We start from the raw sequence: 21,727 nt of genomic DNA, 5'->3' as shown, positions 1-21,727 counted from the left end.
CCGTTGCCTCAAACGCTACATAGCACGCGAGATCTACCAAATCATCACCACCAACCACACCCCACCCACCACTTGACATCCATAGGAGCATCGGCTCGGCTCGCCAGCGCTCGGCTCGCGCAGAGGTCGGGGGTTCGGTCACCGCCCAACGGGTGCCGAAGTCGACACACTGCGAGCGCCCCACCCGCGCGTGTCGAATTCGGGCGCGCACCAAACCCGAAATCGACACAGGCGGGCGGCCTGCGGCGAGCGTGTCGCGTTTGGGGGCGTGGCAACAGGGCGTAGCAACAGGGCGTAGCAACTGGGCGTAGCAACTGGGCGTGGCGACAGGGCTCAGCGGCAGGGCGCCGTGGCGAACCCCGAATCGACACGCTCGCCCTGACCTGCGTGAACTTGGGCCGGGACTCCCGTCGAGCTGTGGTTCGGGGACCACGATCGCTGCGCCGGGATGTGGCTTCAGGCGGATTCGCGCAGGACCAGCGTCGGTTGGAAGATCACTGAGCGGGGTGATCGGCCCGGCATGTCGATGTGGGCCATCAGCAGCTCGGCCATCTCGGCCGCCATCTCCTCGACCGGCTGGCGGACCGTCGTCAGCGGTGGCCGGCACTCCAGCGCGACGCTGGAGTCGTCGAATCCGACGACCGCCACGTCCTGCGGTACCCGCCGGCCCCGGTCCTGCACGGCGCGCAGGGCGCCCTCGGCCATCAGATCGCTGGCGACGAACAGGCCGTCGATCGCCGGATGCGCCTCCAGCAGCGCTCGGGCGGCGGCCTCACCACCGGCCCGGGTGAAATCGCCGGTCACCGCCGGCACATGCCGGGGCAACGCGTTCGAGGCGATGCTCAAGGCCGACGACTGGCCGAGGTACGACCGGAAGCCGTCCAACCGCTCCTGACCAGCGGGAATGTCCAGCGGCCCGTTGATCGTGGCGAGCTCCCGGCACCCCCGGGACAGCAGGTGAGCCGCGGCGAGGGCGGCGCCGGCCCGCTGGTCGACGTCGACGTAGCTGACCGGCAGCGGCCCGGACGGCCGGGACGACAGCACGGCCGGGATGCCCAGCGCGTGGACCTGGGCGGGCAGCGGATCGTGCTCGTTGCTACTGATCAGCAGGACGCCGTCGACGTGACCCTGCCGCAGGTACCGGATCACCTGGTGCTGGTCGGCGGCGTCGGTGGGCACGACCACCAGGTGCACGTCGTGCGGGCGGAGCGCTCCGGTCGCGCCGGCGGTCACCCGGCCGAAGTACGGGTCGGTGAAGATCCGGTTCAGGAAGGAGTGGTCGTCCGGCCGGTCCGGCTCGCTGATCACCAGGGCCACCGAGTTGGATCGGCGGGTCACCAGGCTGCGGGCGGCGACGTTCGGGACGTACCCGGTCGCGGTGATCGCTCGCTGGACCGCCTCCCGGATCGAGGGCGCCACCGAGGCCGCGTTGTTGATCACCCGGGAGACCGTGGCGCGCGAGACGCCGGCCACCTCGGCAACCTGGTCCATGGTCGGTTGCCGAGGACGCGAGATCATAGAGGCTGCCTGGGTCGCGAGATCATGGAGACTGGTGTATCGGAAAGGTGACCACCATCGCCACCCCGGGCTCGCGTGCTTCGGCGACCGCGTTGCCGCCGTGGGCGACGGCCAACTGCCGGACGATCCAGAGCCCGAGCCCCACGCCCTGCGCCCCACCGACCGCGAACTGGCCGAACAGGCGGTTCCGCAGCTCGTCCGGAATCCCGGGACCGTGGTCACGCACTTCGAGACGGTCGAACCCGCCCTCGCGGGTGATCCGGACGATGATCGGCGGCGCGCCGTACCGCATCGCGTTGGTGACCAGATTGAGCAGGATCTGCTCGAATCGCATCTTGTCGACCCACACCGCGAGGCTCTCGTCTATCTCGACCTGGATGTCGGCATCGGCACGCACGTACAGCAGGGCCTCTTTCACCAGGCTGTGCGCCGGATGGGATCCAAGATCCAGCTTGAGGTGCCCTGAGCTGTCGATCCGGTCCAGGTCAAGCAGCCCGTCGGCGAGCCGGGCGATGCGGGCGGTCTGCCGTAACGCGGCTTCGATCATCTTCCGCTCGTGGCCACCGGCGGCGTCCTCCAACTCTTCGAGGACGCCTCGGACGGTGCTGAGCGGCGCCCGGACGTCGTGCGCGAGGGTGCTGACCATGCCGGCCCGCCACTGCTCGATGCGGGCCAGCCGGGCCCGGTCGTCGCGCAGGTGGCGCGCCTGTGCCTCGATGAGCAGGGCGACCGAGAGCGCGATCGGCATCAGGACGACAGCGCTGCCGAGGATCGCCTGCGGCTGATCGGTGATGATCAGCGGCACCAGGTACGCGAGAGTGGACGGCACCAGATAGAGCAGCAGGATCCAGCGCGGAAAGTGCAGCGCCGCCCACGCGTAGAGCAGTACGAGGAACGGCCCGGTGCCGGTGGCGACGCCGCCGAACGACCAGGTGGACAGGCCGAGCACGCCGAAGGCCACCAGCCCGAGCAGGGCCGGCGCGTGAACGTTGAACCGCCCCCACGGAAGCAACAGGCCGAAGGAGGCGACGATGAAGTCGCAGGCCGCCACGAGGGAGAGCCGCCCGGATCGATCGGGGTCGTTGAGGATGCCGAGCAGCGCGAGCCAGCCCGCGACAGCGAGGAGCACGCCGGCTTGCCGGGCCGCCTCACGCGGCCCGGTTCCTAACAGTCGAAAAGGCCCCGTTTGCACCGGTTATCAGCATACGTGGCCCCTCCCGGAGGAGGGGCCACGATCTCAAGGCCGTCCGTCGGCCCCGCACTTGATGATCGGGCGAATGCAGTCGTTCACCCGCCGTGCCATCTCCTCGACCGGCCACGCGTTGAAGAAGTCGCCGTGCATGGTGTAACCGCCACCCGACGCCAGCCTCAGCCGAGCCGGGTCACCGCTGACCGGGTACCGCATGACCTGCCGCATCTTCGGCACCACGACCGGGTGGGTGGCCGGGCAGGCGTTGTTGACCGGGTACGCCATATGACTCTTGTGATCCGTCGAGTCCAGATTGCGCCCGTCCCAGCAGTGCGGGAAATCGAGGTACGACTCCAGCATCGTGCCGGCCGGGCAGGTCACGAAGTCCGGCGACGACCCGGCGTCCCCGGCGTGCAGGCATGACCACCGGGAGATGGTGTTGTCGGCCGGCCCGGTCGCCTTGGCGTTGCCGGCCACGATCCGCAGTCCGAACGGCAACGGCTGGGTCTGCGCGATCAGGTCGTCGCGTACGCCTTCACCGAGGTAGTAGAAGATCCCGGTGACCGGTTCGACGGGTGCGTTGTCCTGGTAGAGCGTGGGGATCCAGTACGACGACTTGTCGATCGACGGGTTGCAGTTGCTGTTCGCGTTGAGTAGCTGGTCGGCCGTCGAGAACGCGTTCGTCACGGTGCTGCCGAAGAAGCTGTGCATGTGCGACGCGCCCGGCAGGTTCGGGAAGATGATCGGGTCGTCCGGCAGCCGATGGCTGAACGGGCAGTCGGCCAAGAACTCCGCAACCCGGACCGCGCCCGGCGGAATGGTCGGGGTGGTCCCGCCGCCGCTGCCGAACACCTGGAACTCGGTCAGCGACACACCCCACTGCGTCGCCCGCACGGTCGTCTCGAGCCGCACATAACGACCGGTCCCGGTCACGTTCACCGTCTGGCGACCGCCGGTCCCGGCGGCCGTCGAATAGATGGTGGTCCAGCTCTGCGCATTACTCGAGGTCTTCAGAGCAAACCCGCGAGCGTACGCGGACTCCCAATCCAGCACGACCGAAGTGATCGTGGCACTGGCGCCCAGGTCGACCTGCAACCACTGCGGGTCACTGAAAGCGCTGGACCACCGTGTGCCGCCGTTACCGTCGACGGCGTTCGACGCGGGGAAGGCGGCCGACTCGGTCGACGAGGCGGTGGCCGTCTTCCCCTGGGAGAGAAGGGTGTCGGCTGCTGACGCTGACGAAGTGCTGACCAGCAGATATGTGGTGAGAGCGGCGGCCGCGACAAGAGCGAACAAGCGTCTCATTGGTAGACCCTCACGTAGTCGACGAGCATCCGGGCGGGGAACGGGGTGGTGGCGTCGATCGGTCCGGGGAAGTCGCCGCCGACGGCCAGGTTGAGGATCAGGTAGAACTTGTGGTCGAAGATCCACGGGCCACGGGTGTTCTCGACGGTGTCCTTGCTCGCCGTGAAGACCAGGGTGTTGTCCAGGAAGAAGCGGATGCCCTTGCTGTCCCACTCGGCCGCCCACACGTGGAAGTCCTGGGACAGGTCGACGGTCGCGTACTTCTGGCCGTACCCTCCGGCGCCGTTGTAAGCCGGCGCGTGCAACGTGGAGTAAGCCTCGCTGGTGTTGCGGCCGAGGACCTCCATGATGTCGATCTCGCCGTTGTACGGCCACGGGCGGCCCTGCAGGAAGTCGTCGCCCATCAGCCAGAACGCCGGCCACAGCCCGTTGCCCTTCGGCACCTTGACCCGGGCTTCGATCCGGCCGTACTGGACGCTGAACTTGTTGCTGGTGTTCATCCGGTGCGAGGTGTAGTCGCGGCCGTTGGAGGCTTCCTTGCGGGCCTCGATCACGAGCGCGCCGGTGCCGTTCATCGCGGCGTTGGCGCTGTCCGGGGTGTAGTACTGGACCTCGCCGTTCTGCGGGAAGCCCGGGTCGTACGTCCACTTACTGGTGTCCGGCTTGCTGCCGGCTCCGCCGTTGAACTCGTCGGCGAAGACCAGGCGGGACGCGGGGAAGACCGGGTCGGCGGGCTTCGCTGGCGGCGGGGTCGGGTTGCCGCCGGTGCCGTACACGCTGAACTCCCAGAGCGAGTACCCATAGGTGCTGCTGCGGGCGGTGCCGTACATCCGGACGTACCGGCCGGTGCCGCTGGCGTTGATGACGTCCTTGAGTCCGTCGCCTGTGGTGGTCGAGTAGATGGTCGACCAGGTGGCGGCGTCCGCGGAGACCTGGATCTGGTACGCCCGAGCGTAAGCCGGGTCCCACTGCAGCACGACCTGGCTGATCTGGGCGGTGGCGCCGAGATCGACCTGGATCCAGCCGGGGTCGACCCAGCCCGTGGTCGCGTTGGTGGCCCAGCGGCTGGCCGGGTCGTTGTCGAACGCCTTGTCGGCGGTGCACGGGTTGCACTGCGGGTCGTTCTGCTCAGTGGACGCTCTCGCCGGTTTGGCGTAAGAGAGCAATCCGTTCGTCGGGTTCGTGGTGCCGCTCTCGGAGAAGACCTGGAACTCCCAGAAGGAGTAGCCGTAGGCCTCCAGCGCGCGCTGGGTCAGGTTGAGCCGGACATATCGCGCGGTGCCACTCACCGGGATGCTCTGCTGGCCGCCGGTGGCCGTGGTGGTGGAGTACGCGTTCGTCCAGGTGCTGCCGTTGCTGGAGAGCTGGACCTGGAAGGCGCGGGCATACGCCGCCTCCCAGTTGATCGCGACCCGGCTGACCGCGGTGGCGGCGCCGAGGTCGACCTGGAACCACTGCGCGGCGGCGAAGGCGCTGGACCACCGTGTGCCGTTGTCACCGTCGACACCGGAGGCGGCGGGGGTGCCGGCCCACTCGCTGGACGAGGCGGTGGCCGGCTTGTTCTGGGAGACGAGGACCTCGGCCGCCGCGGCGGGGCCGGCGGGTACCGCGAGGAACGCGGCGAGCAGGCCGCCGAGGGCGGCGACGGATAAAAGGCGTCGATTCATGGGCGGGGACTCCTCGGGGGAACGTTTCGGAGTTGTTTCACAGCGAGGACGGAGCTGTGAAAGCGCTCTCTTGCCAAGACTGTGAACGGGCCGTTGAGGGCTGTCAATGCTCGGGAAACGCCGGGGAAGCGCTTTCACAACCGTTCCGGCATGCATAGACGCAGCTCAGTGGGGTATCGATACGGAGAGGCGCCCGTAGGTTCCGGAACCTACGGGCGCCTTCGACTGCGCTTAGACGCGGTACACGCCGAACTCGTAGAGCGAGTAGCCCCACCCGGTCGCCCGCCCGGTCCCGTTGACCCGGACGTATCGGCCCGATCCGGCGACGGTCAGCTCGTCGAAGCCGCCGTCGCCCGCGGTGGTCGTGTGAATCGTGGACCAGTTCGAGCCGTCGTTCGAGGTCTGCACGGTGTAACCGGTCGCGTACGCGGCCTCCCAGGCGAGCCGCACCCGGTTGAACGACTGCACCGAACCCAGGTCCACCTGCAACCACGCCGTGTCGGTCCATTCGCTGGCCCACCGTGTGCCGTAGTCACCGTCGACCGCGTACGCCGGCAGCTGCGGTCCGTTCGTGCCGGTCGGCTGGTAACTGGACGCGGTCACCGGCTTGCCACGGGACAGGTCGATGCCGGGTACGGCCGGCGGCACCACCCGGAACGACCGCTGTTCGATGCCGACGTTGCCGTGGCCGTCGTACGCGTACACATAGATCTTCCAGACGCCGAGCGCCTCCGGTGCGCGTACCGAAAATGATCCTTGCCCGGTCTGGCTGAAAGCCAGATGGCTGAGGCCGCGGTTGGCGGTGATGTGTTTGTCGCTCGCCATCAGGTGGTAGCGGATGAGGTCGCCCTGCGGATCATTCGCGGTCACGGTGACCGAGAATGTTCCCCCGGCCGGCACGCTGGTCTGGTTGCCGACCGTCATCGCGGTGATCTCCGGCGAGGTGTTCGGTGCCTTCTGCCCGGTGTACGCCTCGCGGACCGCGTGGTAACCGAGCCGCCGCCAGCCACCGGTCGTGGTGTTCAGCCAGACGCCGCCGAAGTCGTTCTCCAGGCCGTAGTGGAACAGGGTCGCACCGAGAGCGACGCCCGGATGCCCCTTGATCGCGTTCCACGAGTACGTGTATCCGGCCTTTTTCGCCAGGTCAGAGGGCTCGTTCGGCACTCCGTTGACGTCGTTGGGCACCTCCCACTCCCCGGCCGGACCACCCTCGGTGAGGATGTACGGCTTCGTGTAGCCGCCCGCGATCCAGTCCCGTTTCACGGTGTCGATCGCGCCGTAGGAGTTCACGGCGAGCAGGTCCAGTGCCGGGGCGTGCGGCTTGTAGTACGTCCACGCGTGGGTGTACGCATCGGTCGACGTGACCGGATGGTTCGGGTCGGCCGCGTGGATCGCCTCGGTGACCTCGTTGACGAATTTCGCGTAGGCCACCCGGCGCGCCTCGACCACGTCGGCGGCGAGCCCGTAGTTCTGCATCTCCAGGATGACCTCGTTGCCGACATCCCAGAGCAGAACGCCCTGGCGGCCCTTGAGCTCGTTGACCTTGGCAACTATTTCCGCTTTTACCGCGTTTTTGTACGCGGTGTCGTTCACGTAGTCCGTGCCGTGGTTGAGCCACAACCCGACGACCACCTTGATCCCATAGCGGGCCGCGGTGTCGAGCAGCAACGGCGTGTTCGCATCCGGTCCCCAGATGCGGATCGTGTTGACACCCATGTTCGCCAGGTCCCGCATGTATCCGTCGGCGGCGCCCTGCGGCGGACCGTACGTCATGCCCTTGACCTGCCACGGCGTGCCGTTCACGGTCAGCTGCCAGTTCCCCTGGCTGCCGGTGACCTTGACGATGCTCGGCCCGGCCGGGACGGCGGGATCGATCATCGCCGTCGCTGTCGTCCCGGTGCTCCGCGCCACGGTGACCGAGTCGATGCTGAGCACGCCACCCGACGTGGTCTCGGCGGTCGGCGTCGTCCGGCCGTTGTTCACCGCGTTCGGCAGCGACCCACCGATCGCCAGATCGAACCGCAGGTAGAAGCCGTGGTGCACGGCGGCCTGCCACGCGGCCACGCCGACCTGCGACTCACGGACCACCCAGGTCTGCCGCCCGTCAAGGTAGAAGCGGATCTCCTCGTCGGTCTTCGTCCGGTCGATGACCTGCGTGTACTCGTGGTACCCGCTCTGGCACCCCTCGCAGGTCGCGAACCCGGAGGACCGCCCGGTGTACTCGGCGCACACCCCGTCGGGCGCGGTCCCGCAGTGCAGCGTCTGCGCGAGCTGCCCGCGCCCGTTCACGTCGGTCATGATGTCGGTCTCGCCGACACCCGGCCAGTTCGTGAAGTTACCGCGATATGCGGCGCCGGTCGCCCGGAAGCCCGGCCAATAACCCAGGCCGTTCGCCACACTCGGCTGCTTGATCACGGCGGTGAATTTCAGCTGCTCACCGCGGTTCGGAGTGAAGTCGCTGCGTTGCGTCTCGATCCGCCCGGAGGTCCACTTGCCGTCCCCGCCGCGGATCGCCTTGAGGTTGAGCTTGCCGGCGCCGTCCAGATAGACGTTCGCGGTCGAGTCACTCGCCGTCTCCACCGAGCCGGTGCCCCAGTTCGCCGCGCCGCCCGGATATTGCGTGCCGGTCCGCTTGAGCCAGTTCGCCGTGCTCGGGCTCGTGTTCGCGGCGCCGTCGAAGGTGTCCGTCCAGATCGTGGTGAAGGTGTCCGGCGTCGTCGGGGTCGTCGGCGGCGTGGTCGGCGTCGTCTCGCCGAACACCTGGAACTCCCACAGCGAGTAGCCGTAACCGGTCCCCCGCTGCACCCCGTTCACCCGGACATATCGCCCGCTCCCGCTCACATCGAGCGTCTCGGTGCCTCCGGCACCATTGCTTCTAGCCAAGATCGTGGTCCAGGCACTGCCATCGCTCGAGGTCTGGATTTGGTACGCCTTACCGAACGCGCCCTCCCACTGCAGGACGACGCGGCTGATCGTGGTGGTCGTGCCGAGATCGACCCGGATCCACTGACTGTCGGCGGTGGCCGGATCGGCGAACGCACTCGACCATCGGGTGCCCGCATTGCCGTCGACCGCGTTGGCAGCGGCCCAGGCGTCGCCCTCCTGGGACGAGGCGGTGACCGGCTTCCCTTGGGACAGCAGGACTTCGGCGGCGGCGGCCATGTGTGCCGGGACGACACCGGTCAGGCCGAGCACGGTGGCGATGAACGCGAGAAGTAAGGTCAGCCGTTTTCTCATGATCGCACCATTCGAGAAGGGGCAGGGAAAGCGCTCTCCAAGCGAGGCGATTGTTTCGCCCATGTTGCCGACCGTCAATAGACAGCATTGACATCGCCGGTTCCGGAACTGGAGACTGCCCGGGTGTTCGCCAATCACCGGGTATTTCTCGCGGTCGCGCTGAGCGCCGGCCTCTTGTCCGGCACGGCCGGTCTCACAGCTGGTTGCGCCGGTCCAGCGGCAGCGCCACCGGCCACGTCGGCCGCTCCCGGCCTCTCCCCCACCGCGGGCCTCACCGCCGGCAACGCCGGCGCCGGCGGCTTCTCGGCGACCGACAACGCCTGGATCGAGGTGAACATCGCGATGAACGAGCAGATCCTGCCGCTGCTCGACCTGGCACCTGCGCACGGGTCGAATCCGCAGCTCAAGGCGCTCGCGGCAGACCTGACGAAACGGTTCGGGACCGAGCTCGACGACCTGCGGCGGCTGCACGGTGAGGCCGGACTGCCCACCGAGAACCCGCACCTGGGCATGCCGATGCCCGGCATGGTGACGCCCGATCAGGTCACCGAGGCGGCCGCGAAGACCGGCGCACCGTTCGACGTCCTGCTCCGCCAGCACGTCAAGGAACACTGGACACAGAGCGAGATGCTGCTCGGCAGCCTGATGAAATTGGACAGCCCACAGCCCATCGTCGACCTCGCGATCCGCATGAAATCCAACCGTGATTACATCCGGTACACATTGGCCGACATTCCCGAGAATTAATTCGGCGAAAACTGTTATCGGAGAAGCCCGGGGCACGTCGCCCCGGGCTTCCCGTGCTTTATCAGGGCAGTTCGTAGTTCTCGTTCAGCGCCGCGCCACGCTCCGGCTTGTACTGGTCGAAGCCACGCGGGTTGCACTGGAGCCCACCGTTGATGCAGTGCGTCACCAGCGCCGCAAGGGTCCGCGTGTCCCACACGTTGTAGACGTCGTAGTGGAACGAGTACCCGCGCCCACTGGAGAACCGCACGGCGGACATGTTCCCGCTGACCGGCCACGCCATCTTGAACTCGATCATCGGCACGGCCACCGGGTGTGACGCCGGGCAGACCCCGACGATCGGGTACGCCATGTGGCTCTTGTGGTCCGGCGTATCCAGGTGGAGGCCGTCCCAGCAGCTCGGCGCCTGATAGCGGGCGTTGAGCTGGGTACCGGCCGGGCAGTTCGCCGGGATGTCCCAGTTGAACGCGCTGTTACCGCACTCGAACCCCTCGACCGCGCCCGGCGAGTACCGGAACTCGTCCTGCGTGGCCGACGGGCTGCCGACCACGTACCGCAGGCCCGGCGGGAACGGCCGCACGCTGCGGTAGTCGATCACGCCGCTCTTGTAGTAGATGACCTGCGGCCCATCCGGCTGCACCGCCTGGTCGCCGTTGAGCAGCGTCGGCATCCAGTACCCGGTCTTGTCACCGGGCGTGATGCACGACGTGCCGCCCGCCTGCAGGGAAGCCAGCGTCGAATTCGCGTTCGTGGTGCGGTTGCCCATGAACGTGTGCGAGTGCGACGCCCCTGGCAAGCCGGGGAACACGATCGGGTCGTCGTTCAGGTTCGTCCTGCTCACCGAGCAGTTCGCCTGGAACTCGCGGTGCGTCACCGGCGGGTTCTGGGTGGGCGGAACGGCCGTGGACGGTACGACTCCGGTCACCGGCGGGTTCGCGTAGACGTACCCGCTGCCCCCGGTCGGCGGCGGCGTCGACGATGACGTTCCGTAGACCTGGAACTCCAGCAGCGAATATCCGTAGCCGGTGCCGCGCTGGGTGCCGTACATCCGGACGTATCGCCCGGAACCGGTGACCGACAGGTTCTGCTTGCCGCCGGCGCCGGTGGTGGTGCTGTAGATCGTGGTCCAGGCGTTGCCGTCCGGCGACGTCTGAATCTGGAAGGCCTTCGCGTACGCGGCCTCCCAGTCGAGCACGACCCGGCTGACCGTGGCGGTGGCGCCCAGGTCGACGCGGAGCCATTGGGGATCGGCCCACTGGCTGCCCCAGCGGGTGTCGGCGCGGCCGTCGAAGGCCGCGATGGCCGGGGATTCGCCGTTCTCCAGCGACGAGGCCAGGGCGGGGCGGCCCTGGGAGAGGAGGGTGTCCGCGGCCTGGGCGGACTGGTTGCCGGCGACCAGCAGGGCGGCGGCGAGGAGGGTGACGCCGAGGGGCGCCATGAACCGTTTTCGCACGGTGTCTCCTGGGGGTTGAGGACGTTCGGAGACTTGGAGAGCGCTTTCCCAGCATCGGCCTCGTTATCACGTACGTCAATGATTTGAGGTTCCGGAACTGGCCCTTGCCCTCGGTCTGAGGGGTCGGCGGAAAGCGCTCTCCGCGTGCTATAAATTCGGGCATGCAGAGCCAGCGGCTGCCCACGCTCGAAGACGTGGCGCGCGTGGCGGGTGTCTCCCGCGCGACCGTGTCCCGCGTGATCAACGGCATCCGCAACGTCGACCCGCAACTGCACGAGCTGGTGTGGAGCGCCGTCGACCAGACCGGCTATGTGCCGAACAAGCTGGCCCGATCGCTGGTCACCCGGCGTACCGGGACGGTGGCCCTGGTCGTCTCCGACTCCGAGACGCACGACGACGACCCGTTCATGAGCCGGTTCTTCTCCGACCCGTACTTCGGTCGCGTCGTCGGCGGCCTGATGAGCGTGCTCCGCCCGGCCGGCGTTCAGCTGGCGTTGCAGATGGTCGGCGCCGACGGCCACAAACGCCTGGTCGGCGACCTGCGCAACGGCCAGGCCGACGGCGCCGTGGTGCTGTCCCTCCCGGCGCACGACCCGCTGCCGGGCATGCTCGCCGACAACGGCATCCCGGCCGTCCTGATCGGACGCCCACCCGAGCCGGTCCCGATCAGTTACGTCGACCTGGACAACTCAGCCGGCGCCGCCCTGGCCGCCGACCGCCTGGCCGCCCGCGGCTGCACCTGCCCGGCCGTCATCTCCGGCCCACCCGACGTACCCGCCAGCGTCGACCGCATCTCCGGCTTCCGCCACACGATGGCCCGCCACGGCCACGCCTGGCTACCTTCGGCCAGCGGCAACTTCACCCAGGAGAGCGGCGCCGAGGCGATGCGCTCGCTGCTGTCATCCCACCCGGCAATCGACGGCGTCTTCGTGGCGAACGACCTGATGGCCCTGGGCGCCCTCCTGGTCCTGCGCGACGCGGGCCGCCGGGTGCCGGAGGACGTAGCGGTGATCGGCTTCGACGACTCCAGCGCCGCCTTGGCAGCCCGGCCGGCCCTGACAACGGTCCGCCACCCGCTGGAGGACATGTCGGCGGAGGCAGCCCGCCTACTCCTGACCCGCCTCGACGACCCCACCACCCGAGTCACCTCCATCATCTACGAACCCACGCTGGTCCCTCGCCAGACCGCATGACCGACGTTATGGGCTCCGGCGTAACAACAGCCGAAGCGCCCCTGTCACGCCGGTGTTAGGCCCCACCCACCAAGCTCAAGCCCATGCCCAAGTGGAAGCAGCCAAGACCCTCCCGAGCCGACCAGGACCCAATCCCACCGCGAGCTAAGGCCGGCGCGGGAAGACCGAAATGTTGGCGCCGGTGAGCTCACGCACAAGCGGCCTGCGCGCGCTGACCGCCCCAAGGACACCGGTGAACGCACGCGAACAAGTTCCGCGCGCTCACCGCCCAACCGGTCCGCGTGCACTAACCGCCCCGCCCAACCAGTCCGCGTGCACTAACCGCCCCGCCCAACCAGTCCGCGCGCGCTCACCGCCGCTGCCCGAACGTTCGGCGTGCGCTGGCGGACCGCCCAAACGGGTCCGCGTGCGCTCATCGCCCCAGCGCAAGCATCCCGCGTGCGTGACCGTTCCTTCGGGGCTGGCCGGTCGGGGCCGCTTGCCGACCGTGCGAGATCTTGGCGATTCGTGGTCAGTCGAGTTTCGCCATTCCGTAGACGACCGGTGGCGGGTTCGGGCGGCGCGCCGGCTCGCTCCAAGGCGTTGTTCAGACAGATCTTGTGCGGTTCGGCCGTCCCATCGACCACAAACTCACGAGTTCAGGATGGCTGCCGCCGTGGCCTGTCGATTGCGGAGTGGTCTGCGGCGCCTTGGTGCCGGGAGGAAGCCGTCGAGGGCCGGCTGCGCCGCTACTACGCGCTGCCACCACGATGTTGGAGAGTTTCGGGTTTGTGGAGTCCCGTGGGGGTCAGAGCACCCACAGAATTCCAAGATCGGCCTGCGCCAGCGGCGTCCCTTGCCGAATGATCACCCTCCGTGAGGGTTCGGCGAGTGACGTCGCCGACCACCTCGCCCCAACAATGGCGAAACTCGAGCGGTCAGCATGTGGGCGGGAGGCCGCCAAAAACGGGGTAAAAAGGTCCTGCGACGGCAGGCAGGAGGCGGTAGGCGAGCGGCCAGCAAACGAACGCAGGCAAGCGGTTGGCGCCCACGGGCAACGTCGCTGGTGGCGGGCGGCGCATGGCCGGTGGCGCGTGACAGGCGGCCGGCCGTGCACGTCGCGTGACAGGCGGCCGCCCGTGCACGTCGCGTGACAGGCGGCCGCCCGCACACACCGCGTGACAGGCGGCTGGCTGCGGGCGGCGCATGACTGGTGCCCGGCCGGATGCCGTCGGGGCTGCCGGCCGGGCTTTGGGTCAGCTGCCGCTCAGCGTCTGGATGACGCCGCCGGTGAGCAGGCCCTGGTAATAAGCGCCGCCCGGGTAATACGTCGCGGTTGTCGTGCCGTCGACCGCGTCGATCGTCCAGTTGACCGCCAGCGTCTGCAAGGCGGTTACGTTCGCTGCCTTGGACGTGCCGGCGGTCAGGGTGCAGAGGATGTTCGTGCTGGAGCCCTCGGCGTCACAGTGTGAGCCCGTCGTGAGCCGGACTCCGAGGAAGTCGCGGTCCAGGTCGGTGGTCAGCTGTACGGTGCCGCTGGCGTCGCTGTTCGCCAGGTACGGCGGGGACGAAATGGTGCGGATCGGCAGGGATGTGCCCGCGATCCCGGCCAGGCCGGTCGCCAGGTTGTTGCCGAAGATGGACTTCACCGGGTCGAGCAGCTGCACGTACTTCAGGTTCGCGAACGCGCTCGGGTAGCTCGTACGCAAGCTGTTGGCAAGGTAGGTGACCGCTTCGCCGCCGGCGGAGTGACCGGCGAGAACGTATTTTGCCGGCAGCGTGCTGCCGGCGCGACCGGCAATTTTGGCCGCCGTGGCGTAACTCTTCGCGAGCGCACCGCCGGCGTTTGTGGCGTTGCCGATCCAGCCGGCCACGCTGTTGAGGAAGACGGTGTTGTTGCCGAGGTTGTTGACCGTGCAGCCGTAGATGTCGGCTGACGACAGCGCCGGCGCGAAGACGAGGAAGCCGGCGGCCTGATATTTGCGAGCCAGGTCAGCGACGTTGTCGTTGGCGCGGGAGAAACCGTGCTGCAGGTAGACGAGCGCCTTCGGGCTGGTCGTGGCGGGGAAGTACCAGTCGGCGTCCGGTGTGTAGTTGTAGATCCAGCAGGGGACGGAGATCTCCCCGTCGACCTCCACCGCGGCGGCCTGGGCGGCCTGCGGGGTGGCGACGAGGGTGGCAGCGGTTAGAGCGAGCGCAGCGAGAACGCGGCGCAGGGACAGAGACACGGGACCTCCAGTGGTCAGCCGTAACACTCTCCGAAACAGTGTTTCCATTAACAAGTGTTCACTGTGAACTGTCAAGAGGTCAGCAGATCCAGACGTAGAGGGACGCCCCGGCCTTCACCGCCTCGGCGGCCAGGCCTGCCACCTCGCCCAGCAGGTCGTTCGCCAGCTCCTCGTCGATTTCTTCGCCCTCTTCGGCGCGCAGCTCGATCCACCGCGAGGCAAGCCTGTTCAGCGCGGGAGCATCGGCTGCGGCCAGGGCCTCGGTGAGCGCCGGCGGAAACGCCAGGACCACCGGCTCGTCGGCGTCGCTGACCATGTCCGCGCCGCCGTCGTCCTCGACCTCGTCCAGGTCCCGGCCGGTGGCGAGGCTCTCCCACTCGGTCAGCGTGGTCCAGACGTCGAAGTTGCCGTACTCCGCGATCGCCAGGTCAGCGCCCGGGCCGGAGCCGGCGAGGGCGGCAGCGACGGCGTCATCGGCCACGACAAAGAACGTGATGATGGAACTCATCGCCGCATTATGGAGACGCTACAAAGCTCGGCGCCGCCGGATCACCGTGACACCCCAGAACACCAGCGGAACCAGGATCACACCCAGGCACGCGATCGGCACCAAGGCCCAGAAGATGATCGGCCGGGCCGGGAACGGATTCGCCGCCGGCACCGCGCCACCGAACGCTCCCGCCTGCAGCAGATCCTGGGCGACATCCATGGTCAGCACCCCGTCCGGCGGATCCAGCAGCGTGCGCGCCTCGCCACCCGGACTCAGCGACTGCAGCGTGACATGTCCGGTCTCATACCAACCGGTGTCGTTCCATCCCTGGACCGACCCGTCATCGATGGCCTCCCGGTACGCGCCGTCCTCCGGCGAGTACCGCAGAACGACCAGGTCCCGGCCCCGACTCCAGCCGAGCACCCGGACGGCACTCCCGGTCACCGCCGGAAACGCCGGCCCGGCGACAACAGCACCGGTGACAGCGTCGAGATACGTGATCGTCCAGCGCCGAGCCGCCAGGGCATCCCGGTCACAACGATCGAGACAACCCTCCAGCTGACTGATAGCGATCAGTTTCCCGTCGGGACTGAACGCGCCCGTCCCACCCAGATAGGCCCGGTCGCCCAGATCGGTGGTCCAGGCCGCTTCCCCGGCACGGTCGACAAGCATCACCGACGTGCCCGAACTGACCGCGATGTGACGGACGTCCGGCGCGAACGCCGCCCGCGACGCACTACGCCGGGTCCAGCCCAGAATCCGGTCACCGATCGGCGCGACGGCGCTGGTCTCCAGGTCGAGCAGCGCGAGATGGGTGTCGTCGCCGGCGTAGACCTCGGCGAGCACGGATCGCCCGTCCGGCGCCCACGCGACCGGTCCGGACCACCCCGGCGCCTGCGTCGGAGCCGCCGCGACCGCCAGATCAGGCGCCGGATACACCCTGCTGGCACCGCTCTCCAGGTCGATCACTTCGAGGCCGTCCTGGTCGACCGCCGGCCGCACGACGCGCCTGCCGTCCGGCGAGAGCAGCACGTCCTCGCCCGCGACGATCGAGTCCCACCCGCCGTTCAGCAGCGTGCGGTAATCCCCGCCGCGCCCCACCACGGCGATCTTGCCTTCGGAGTCGAAGATGTCGGTGCCGTTGAAGCCGATGGTGTCGCCACCGACCAGCATGGACGCACGCCCGGGCGGATCCATGTCGACGGTGGCCTGCCACATCCAGGGCAGTTCGAGGCCGCTGGGCACCACGTCACCGGGCGCGTCACGCCAGGGCCGCGCCACGCCGGCGGCGGCAAGCCCGACGACCGCCACGCCGATCAAGATCTTTTTCCACACCCGACAGAGTGTGCCTGCTCAGGTCAAGAGCGCAACCCGAGCGCGGAGCGCTCCTCCAACCAACCAGCGAGGGTACGCGTAACCGGCGCCGTCAGCCCGTGCCCGACAGGATCGCGACGCCCGGTCACGTCCGCCCCCGACTCGTCGTGCAGGTACTGCCACGTGCGGTCGAGCAGCTCCCGCGGAATCACGGTGTCCTGATCACCCTGCGCGACGAAGACCGGGACACCGGCAAGCCGCCCACCGTCAACCGGAACCCCGGCATCAAACGGCAGGGTGCCGTAAAGGATGGCCGCCCCGGCATAACGCCCCGGATCGTCGAGCAGGAGCCCACCGGCAAAAGCCGCTCCCCCGCTGAACCCGACCAGCACCACCGGCCGCCCGACCGGCACGGCGGCGTCGAGCCAGCCCCGGAACCAGTCCATCCCGGTCCGCAACGACGACGCGACGGGCCGCCCGATCCCCCGGTTGGCGAACCACGCGAAACCAGCGCCTTCGCTGATCGGGGCGCGCACGGCCGCGTACCCAAGACCGGCCGGAAGGTGCGCGGAGAGCGCAAGAATCTCGCGCTCGTGCGACCCGCGCCCGTGCAGCAGCACAACGAGCGGAGCCTCAGGATCGTCCGATCCGGCAGTAGCCACAACGGGCGCATCAATAGTTGCCACGTCAACAACCTAACCCCAGAAACTTGAAGCGTCAACCTTTCCATCCGCTGTGGCGTCAGGAGGTGGCACCGGTCAGATGGTCCGCGATCGCAATCACAGCCTGGGGGCACACCTGGCCGAGAGCGAGCAGCGATAGATGCCAGTGCGGCCCCTGAAGTAGTTCGACCAATAGGTCCTCGGCTTCAGGGACTGCTCTTGCAGCCGCCACTGCGGCCAGGGCCTCGGCCCGGGAATCCGGCACCACGATGGTCTGCGCCAACGAGTACGCGGCAGCCCCCGCGCCCGCCGCGATCAGGGCAGCGCCTATCGCGACCTGCACTGCGGAACGCGAATGCTGGTCGTGAATCATGGCGCACGACGCCTCAGCCTGCGCCGTGAACTGCGCGGCGCGGTCAGGGTCGATGCCCGCCAGCGCAACCGCAATGCCGGCCTTGGCACGCGCCTGATGCTCGATCGAGGTGAGCTCGACAGAGATCTGCTCGGCTCGATCGACTTGCCCGGACGCAGCCATGGCACACGCCACCGCGATCTGCACCTCGTGTTGCCAGTCCGACCGCGGCATCAACAACACGAGACGGTACGCATGGCGCGCCAGTGCGTAAGCGCGGTCCTGATCGATTCCGGCCACCCGCTCGGCCAGGTGTGCCAGTGCGTGAGCGTGCCAGCCCTGCCGGGCGTCGTGCTGCTCCTCGCCAAGCTCGGCAACCAGCGCCTCTGCATGGTCCAGCAGTTTGCCGGCCGATCCGGCGTCAGATTCCTTGGCAGCGTCCACGAACGCGCTTGCCACCCTGCCCAAAGGCGGGCCGCCCGGTGACGCCCACTGGGACGCGGCCACAGACCTCGCGATCCGCTCAGCTGTCACCAGGTGACCACTCGCGGCGGCAGTTCTGGACACTCGCCCGAGCGTGACCTCCTGCCGGATCGGCTGGGCCAAGGTACGCGCGAGGTTTTCGGCGCTCTCCAGCATCGCACCTGCCCGTTGCCTGTCACCGGTCACCGCGACCGCCTCGGCGGTCAGCACGAGGAGTGAGACCTGGTCCTCGACGTCCCACACGTCGCGGGCCAACACTTCGATTCGCTCGAGAACTGCGGCGGCCTTGCGCCGGTCGACTGTATCGAGCGGCGCGACGATGCTGAGCAGTGACCACATCTGCTGGTCCGCATCGGTAACGGACTTCGCTGCCGCCTCCGCCAGCTCACACGTGTCCATGACCAAATCATCTTCGTCGAGGACCGCATACGCCTGGGCCAGAAGAGCGTATCCACGGACACGCTGGCTCGGGTCAGCGATACCCTCCACCGACTTTCCGGCCTGGACGACAAGGTCACGGGCACTGTCCGCCCGACCTGTTCGTGCCATAGCCTGCAGAACCTGGACACAGGCGCGCACCCGGAGATAGCCATCGGCCGGCGCCTGAGCCGCCACCTTCGCCGATTCGAAGAGTGCGGCAGCAAGCCCGCTCACACGGGCGGCGACGGCCACTCGGCCCGCATCGGCCAATGCCACCGCCCGCCGATCGACCTGTCGGATGGCGCGGGACAGGTCGACCGCCAGTGCCACCAAGGCCTCGACCCGGAAGCCGTCGGCCGAGGCCGACGCCCGGACCAAGTCATTCATCCGGGCCGCCCTGCGGATCTCGCTCCCGATGGCCGGAATCAACGCTGTGGCCTGCTCGGCCAGACGCCGGACGATGTCCAGTTGCCCCGCCCCTGCGGCGGCAAGCACCACGCCGGTCAACGCCGAAACCCTCTCCTCGTTACCCTGAATTGCTCGTGCCGCATTCTCTGCCGCCGCCAGCTCACCAGCTGCCAGCAATACCGCGACGCCCGGCAATGTGTTGCGGACGGCGTTGTCCCACTCCAGATTCACCAGCCTGTCCACTCTTAGCCGGTCGCCAGCGCGGGACGCGGCCAGCATCAATGCGCTGACAGCCCAGCTCCGCCGTCTCGGATCCGGAATCCCATCAGCCACCCGTTCCGCAAAATCGAGGTCGCCGGCGGCAACGGCCGCTTCGGCAACCTCCGCCATCGCCCTGCTTCGCTCCGAAGAGTCCCGGAGACAGCGAGCAAGGATCTCGGCGCGGCTGAGATTGCCGGCCCGGCCCCACGCGCCCGGCAACGCCACCGGAACATTGCCGGCACGAACCTCGAGTTCGTGGCGGTGGACGGCGAGGCTTGCGATCGCAGGCAGATCGACAGGTTCACTGACGGCAAACGAACTGCTGGTTGCCGAGATCTCGGCAAGAGCCACGTAGTCCCCGCCCGTGGTCTCCTGCATGCGGGCGTGCCGTTGCGCATCAGTTGCGCATTCAAGCATTCTCGCTTGGTCGCCGGTCGACTGGAGCAGGACGAAGTAGCCGGCCAGCAGATAGCCAGGAGTTCCCGGCGGCCATCCCCGTTGCCGATAGCCATCCGCCCATGCGTGCAGTCGATCCCGGTGCGCGCTAAGCCGGGCCTCACCCAATCGCCGTACCGACAGCCGCTGAAGTTCTTCGTGGGCGAGTCCGTACTTGGTGAGCTCAGGCCGCCAGCGTCCGGCTTGCGTGGCGAAAGTTCGGGCCGACACCTGTTCCAGGTGTTCCTCCACATCCCATACCTCAATATTGGACAATTCAGCCAGATCCGTGACGCTCAGCCCTCCACCTGAAGCAGTCAACAGACCAAGCAACTTCTGATCTTCGGCGCTGCCGTGGATCAGCTGTTTCAATTCCCGCTCGGCGTCCTGCCGGACCACCTCGGCATGCGGTGACCGCGCCAAGTCTTGAACGATTCCGGGGTCACGCAACGGATGCCGCTGTGACACGTCAACAGGCACCGGCGGGTGAGGTCGACTGGCGACGACCACCCGTAGGCCCTCCGGCGGGTCGGCGGGCAGGAGTGCAGCGATGCTGTACGCGTCTGCTCCAGCCGTGACGCCGCGATCCTCATCCAGACCATCGACAACAAGCACCAGCCGACGCCCTTCAGCGGCTCGAGACAGCATCCCAGCCAGATGCGCCTCCCGCGTGGACTCGGTGAGCAGCGGAGGCAGCGGTTCTGCGAGAAGTTCGGCCAACTGCTCGATAAGGACCTCAGCGAAGGCAATCCGGTCGTTCTGCCCGGCGAAGCGCGCGGTCACGAAGAACGAGACCACCGCGACGCCGTCCGGCGGATGCAGAACGAACCATGACATCAGCGCGGACTTGCCAGCCCAGGCCGGAGCGCGCAGCCACAGATAGCCGGGACCAGGCGCAGTGCAAAACGTCACGAGACGGGCGTACTCAGCTTCCCGCTCGATCAACTCGTCGGGCGCGATGGCACGGACTCTTTCACGGTACGCGGACCGGACCCGCGTGCCCGGAACCTGATTCACCGTGAGGTTGTCGATCCGGCCGGTGTTGGCGACCCCGCCGTGACTCGCGGTGGAATGGCCCGTGTCGCGTACCGTCTCGTCTCGCCGGTACGCGCTCACTCGCCGGCCCCGGTGTTGGCGTGCCCGCCCCGCTCGGCCTTCGCATCGCCCGTAGCCGTCGCTGTCGCATCGGTATCACCAAGCAGCCCTGTGTTGGCCAGGCTTCCGGCACCTGTCGCCGTGGCGTCGCCAGTCCGGCGGGCCGAACGAGAGCCGTGCACGGGGCGACGCCAGGCCAGCCAGGCCAGCGTCGTGCCGATCGCTCCGATCACCACGCCGGAGATCGAAACCCACTTCTCGGCACGGTCCAGACCTTGACCAGCAAGGATCGTCGTAGCGACAGCGACCGCAAGCCCTGCCGCCACAACCGCCACGATCACTTTGAGTACGCGGGCCGTCACGATCCCAGGGTAGGGGCCGGGAGGCAATGAGTCACCACTCTGGTCGGAGCACCGGGGCGATCGACCGCCACAGCTTCAGACGGTTACGGAAAGCAAATGATCTCTACTGTGGAATGTTTACGCTGTGTAGTGAACGGCTGACGACGGCGGGGCGTATCCACTGTTGCGAGGGTCACATCGCCGACGGAGGAGGGCATCATGACGGTCCGGGAACTGCACCGCCAAGAGGCACAACATCACACGGGCGCGATCTTGCGGAGCCACGGGCGGTTCGCTCGGCAGTTCGAGCTCGACGGGCACGTGATCACGCTCGGTGTCGAGCCAGGGGTGCGCGGCGGGCTGTACTACCTGCCATCGGCGCCGCGCTGGGACGACGGCACGCCGGTCCCGCGCGACATCGTGACCCGGCTGCAGCCGATCATCGAAGAGGTCGAGCGCTTCTGGGGAACCTGGCCGGAGTTCCGCGCGACCCTCTAGTTCTGCTGGTACGTGTTTCCCGGTTGCTGGTCGTCGGCGCCGGAGCCGGTGTCGGCCGCGGCCATCCGGATCGGCACGGCCAGCAGGACCACTGACGCGATCACGGCGAGCACGATCCGGGCCCTGCGCAGGGAGCGCCACCACGGCAGGGCCCAGAGAATCAGCCACAGCGCCGCGAAGATCACCACGTGCTCGCCGATCAGGCCGAGCGTGAGTTCCTCGCAGCCGTTCGCCGTGGCGACACCGCGGCAGATCGCCGGCGACGAGTCGCCGGTCAGCAGGACGAACCCGAGGATCATCGTGAGCGGCGGTGCCAGCACGAACGTGGCGATCGGTGTGAGCAGCCAGCCCACGATGTCCCGTTCCCGGCGCTGCTTAACGGGCAGAGCCGGATCGGTCGCCACATCAGGTTGATCGATGGACATGGCTGCGATCCTAGCCGGATCGATCACAGC

The 21,727-nt window shown here is 68.1% G+C and carries 16 protein-coding genes; 3 read left to right on the top strand and 13 right to left on the bottom strand.

Annotation, left to right across the window (positions count from 1 at the left end; translation table 11 throughout):
* Window positions 1–456: 456 nt before the first annotated feature.
* The 5 genes from B0I29_RS36530 to B0I29_RS36510 all read right to left on the bottom strand — a co-directional run bounded on the left by B0I29_RS36530 (window position 457) and on the right by B0I29_RS36510 (window position 8,916).
* Complete coding sequence (locus B0I29_RS36530; RefSeq protein ID WP_111653718.1) at window positions 457–1,518, bottom strand: LacI family DNA-binding transcriptional regulator; 1,062 nt, start codon at window positions 1,516–1,518, stop codon at window positions 457–459.
* Between the two features lie 22 nt (window positions 1,519–1,540).
* The gene (locus B0I29_RS36525) at window positions 1,541–2,647 is read right to left on the bottom strand and encodes a sensor histidine kinase (RefSeq protein WP_111653717.1); all 1,107 of its coding nucleotides are present in this window, start codon (window positions 2,645–2,647) and stop codon (window positions 1,541–1,543) included.
* Window positions 2,648–2,755: 108 nt separating this feature from the next.
* Window positions 2,756–4,012 (bottom strand): DUF1996 domain-containing protein, encoded by a 1,257-nt coding sequence (locus tag B0I29_RS47750; RefSeq protein ID WP_111653716.1) that lies wholly within the window; start codon window positions 4,010–4,012, stop codon window positions 2,756–2,758.
* Window positions 4,009–5,679, bottom strand: a complete 1,671-nt coding sequence (locus B0I29_RS36515; RefSeq protein WP_111653715.1) for a discoidin domain-containing protein — start codon at window positions 5,677–5,679, stop codon at window positions 4,009–4,011. Before B0I29_RS36515 ends, B0I29_RS47750 begins: the two co-directional genes overlap by 4 nt.
* Window positions 5,680–5,910: 231 nt before the next feature.
* Window positions 5,911–8,916: a discoidin domain-containing protein gene (locus B0I29_RS36510; protein ID WP_111653714.1), complete on the bottom strand. Its 3,006-nt coding sequence runs from the start codon at window positions 8,914–8,916 to the stop codon at window positions 5,911–5,913.
* 123 nt (window positions 8,917–9,039) lie between these two features.
* Between B0I29_RS36510 and B0I29_RS36505 the strand changes: the two genes are divergently transcribed.
* Window positions 9,040–9,663: a DUF305 domain-containing protein gene (locus B0I29_RS36505; protein ID WP_111653713.1), complete on the top strand. Its 624-nt coding sequence runs from the start codon at window positions 9,040–9,042 to the stop codon at window positions 9,661–9,663.
* 61 nt (window positions 9,664–9,724) lie between these two features.
* On the opposite strand, the gene B0I29_RS36500 is transcribed toward B0I29_RS36505, so the two are convergent.
* The gene (locus B0I29_RS36500; protein WP_111653712.1) at window positions 9,725–11,098 is read right to left on the bottom strand and encodes a DUF1996 domain-containing protein; all 1,374 of its coding nucleotides are present in this window, start codon (window positions 11,096–11,098) and stop codon (window positions 9,725–9,727) included.
* Window positions 11,099–11,274: 176 nt separating this feature from the next.
* On the opposite strand from B0I29_RS36500, the gene B0I29_RS36495 reads away from it, so the two are divergent.
* Window positions 11,275–12,306 carry a LacI family DNA-binding transcriptional regulator gene (locus B0I29_RS36495; protein ID WP_111653711.1) on the top strand — a complete coding sequence of 344 codons (1,032 nt, stop codon included), beginning with the start codon at window positions 11,275–11,277 and terminating at the stop codon, window positions 12,304–12,306.
* A 1,235-nt stretch (window positions 12,307–13,541) separates the two neighbouring features.
* Here B0I29_RS36495 and B0I29_RS36490 read toward each other — a convergent pair.
* From B0I29_RS36490 to B0I29_RS36465, 6 genes are all read right to left on the bottom strand, one after another.
* The gene (locus tag B0I29_RS36490) at window positions 13,542–14,513 is read right to left on the bottom strand and encodes a dienelactone hydrolase family protein (protein WP_111653710.1); all 972 of its coding nucleotides are present in this window, start codon (window positions 14,511–14,513) and stop codon (window positions 13,542–13,544) included.
* 79 nt (window positions 14,514–14,592) lie between these two features.
* The gene (locus tag B0I29_RS36485) at window positions 14,593–15,021 is read right to left on the bottom strand and encodes a hypothetical protein (protein WP_111653709.1); all 429 of its coding nucleotides are present in this window, start codon (window positions 15,019–15,021) and stop codon (window positions 14,593–14,595) included.
* A gap of 18 nt (window positions 15,022–15,039) precedes the next feature.
* The gene (locus tag B0I29_RS36480) at window positions 15,040–16,338 is read right to left on the bottom strand and encodes a WD40 repeat domain-containing protein (RefSeq protein WP_111653708.1); all 1,299 of its coding nucleotides are present in this window, start codon (window positions 16,336–16,338) and stop codon (window positions 15,040–15,042) included.
* Between the two features lie 23 nt (window positions 16,339–16,361).
* Window positions 16,362–17,003: an alpha/beta hydrolase gene (locus B0I29_RS36475; protein ID WP_111653707.1), complete on the bottom strand. Its 642-nt coding sequence runs from the start codon at window positions 17,001–17,003 to the stop codon at window positions 16,362–16,364.
* A gap of 55 nt (window positions 17,004–17,058) precedes the next feature.
* Window positions 17,059–20,454, bottom strand: a complete 3,396-nt coding sequence (locus tag B0I29_RS36470; protein ID WP_111653706.1) for a P-loop domain-containing protein — start codon at window positions 20,452–20,454, stop codon at window positions 17,059–17,061.
* Entirely contained in the window at window positions 20,451–20,795 is a 345-nt protein-coding gene (locus tag B0I29_RS36465) for a hypothetical protein (protein WP_146617012.1), read from the bottom strand. Before B0I29_RS36465 ends, B0I29_RS36470 begins: the two co-directional genes overlap by 4 nt.
* Window positions 20,796–20,993: 198 nt before the next feature.
* Here B0I29_RS36465 and B0I29_RS36460 point away from each other — a divergent pair, with 198 nt between their 5' ends.
* Window positions 20,994–21,272 (top strand): hypothetical protein, encoded by a 279-nt coding sequence (locus B0I29_RS36460; RefSeq protein WP_111653704.1) that lies wholly within the window; start codon window positions 20,994–20,996, stop codon window positions 21,270–21,272.
* On the opposite strand, the gene B0I29_RS36455 is transcribed toward B0I29_RS36460, so the two are convergent.
* The gene (locus tag B0I29_RS36455; protein WP_111653703.1) at window positions 21,269–21,697 is read right to left on the bottom strand and encodes a hypothetical protein; all 429 of its coding nucleotides are present in this window, start codon (window positions 21,695–21,697) and stop codon (window positions 21,269–21,271) included. The two genes, B0I29_RS36460 and B0I29_RS36455, sit on opposite strands and share 4 nt — an antisense overlap.
* Window positions 21,698–21,727: the final 30 nt, after the last annotated feature.

The sequence above is a fragment of the Actinoplanes lutulentus genome (genome assembly GCF_003259845.1).
Taxonomy (GTDB): domain Bacteria; phylum Actinomycetota; class Actinomycetes; order Mycobacteriales; family Micromonosporaceae; genus Actinoplanes; species Actinoplanes lutulentus.
This window is presented reverse-complemented; position numbering and strand designations above follow the sequence as displayed.

Excerpts from the sequence above, each read along its gene's own strand:
- B0I29_RS36530 (WP_111653718.1), bottom strand. The coding sequence starts at position 1,518 with ATGATCTCGCGTCCTCGGCAACCGACCATGGACCAGGTTGCCGAGGTG.
- B0I29_RS47750 (WP_111653716.1), bottom strand. The coding sequence starts at position 4,012 with ATGAGACGCTTGTTCGCTCTTGTCGCGGCCGCCGCTCTCACCACATAT.
- B0I29_RS36515 (WP_111653715.1), bottom strand. The coding sequence starts at position 5,679 with ATGAATCGACGCCTTTTATCCGTCGCCGCCCTCGGCGGCCTGCTCGCC.
- B0I29_RS36510 (WP_111653714.1), bottom strand. The coding sequence starts at position 8,916 with ATGAGAAAACGGCTGACCTTACTTCTCGCGTTCATCGCCACCGTGCTC.
- B0I29_RS36500 (WP_111653712.1), bottom strand. The coding sequence starts at position 11,098 with ATGGCGCCCCTCGGCGTCACCCTCCTCGCCGCCGCCCTGCTGGTCGCC.
- B0I29_RS36495 (WP_111653711.1), top strand. The coding sequence starts at position 11,275 with ATGCAGAGCCAGCGGCTGCCCACGCTCGAAGACGTGGCGCGCGTGGCG.
- B0I29_RS36485 (WP_111653709.1), bottom strand. The coding sequence starts at position 15,021 with ATGAGTTCCATCATCACGTTCTTTGTCGTGGCCGATGACGCCGTCGCT.
- B0I29_RS36460 (WP_111653704.1), top strand. The coding sequence starts at position 20,994 with ATGACGGTCCGGGAACTGCACCGCCAAGAGGCACAACATCACACGGGC.
- B0I29_RS36455 (WP_111653703.1), bottom strand. The coding sequence starts at position 21,697 with ATGTCCATCGATCAACCTGATGTGGCGACCGATCCGGCTCTGCCCGTT.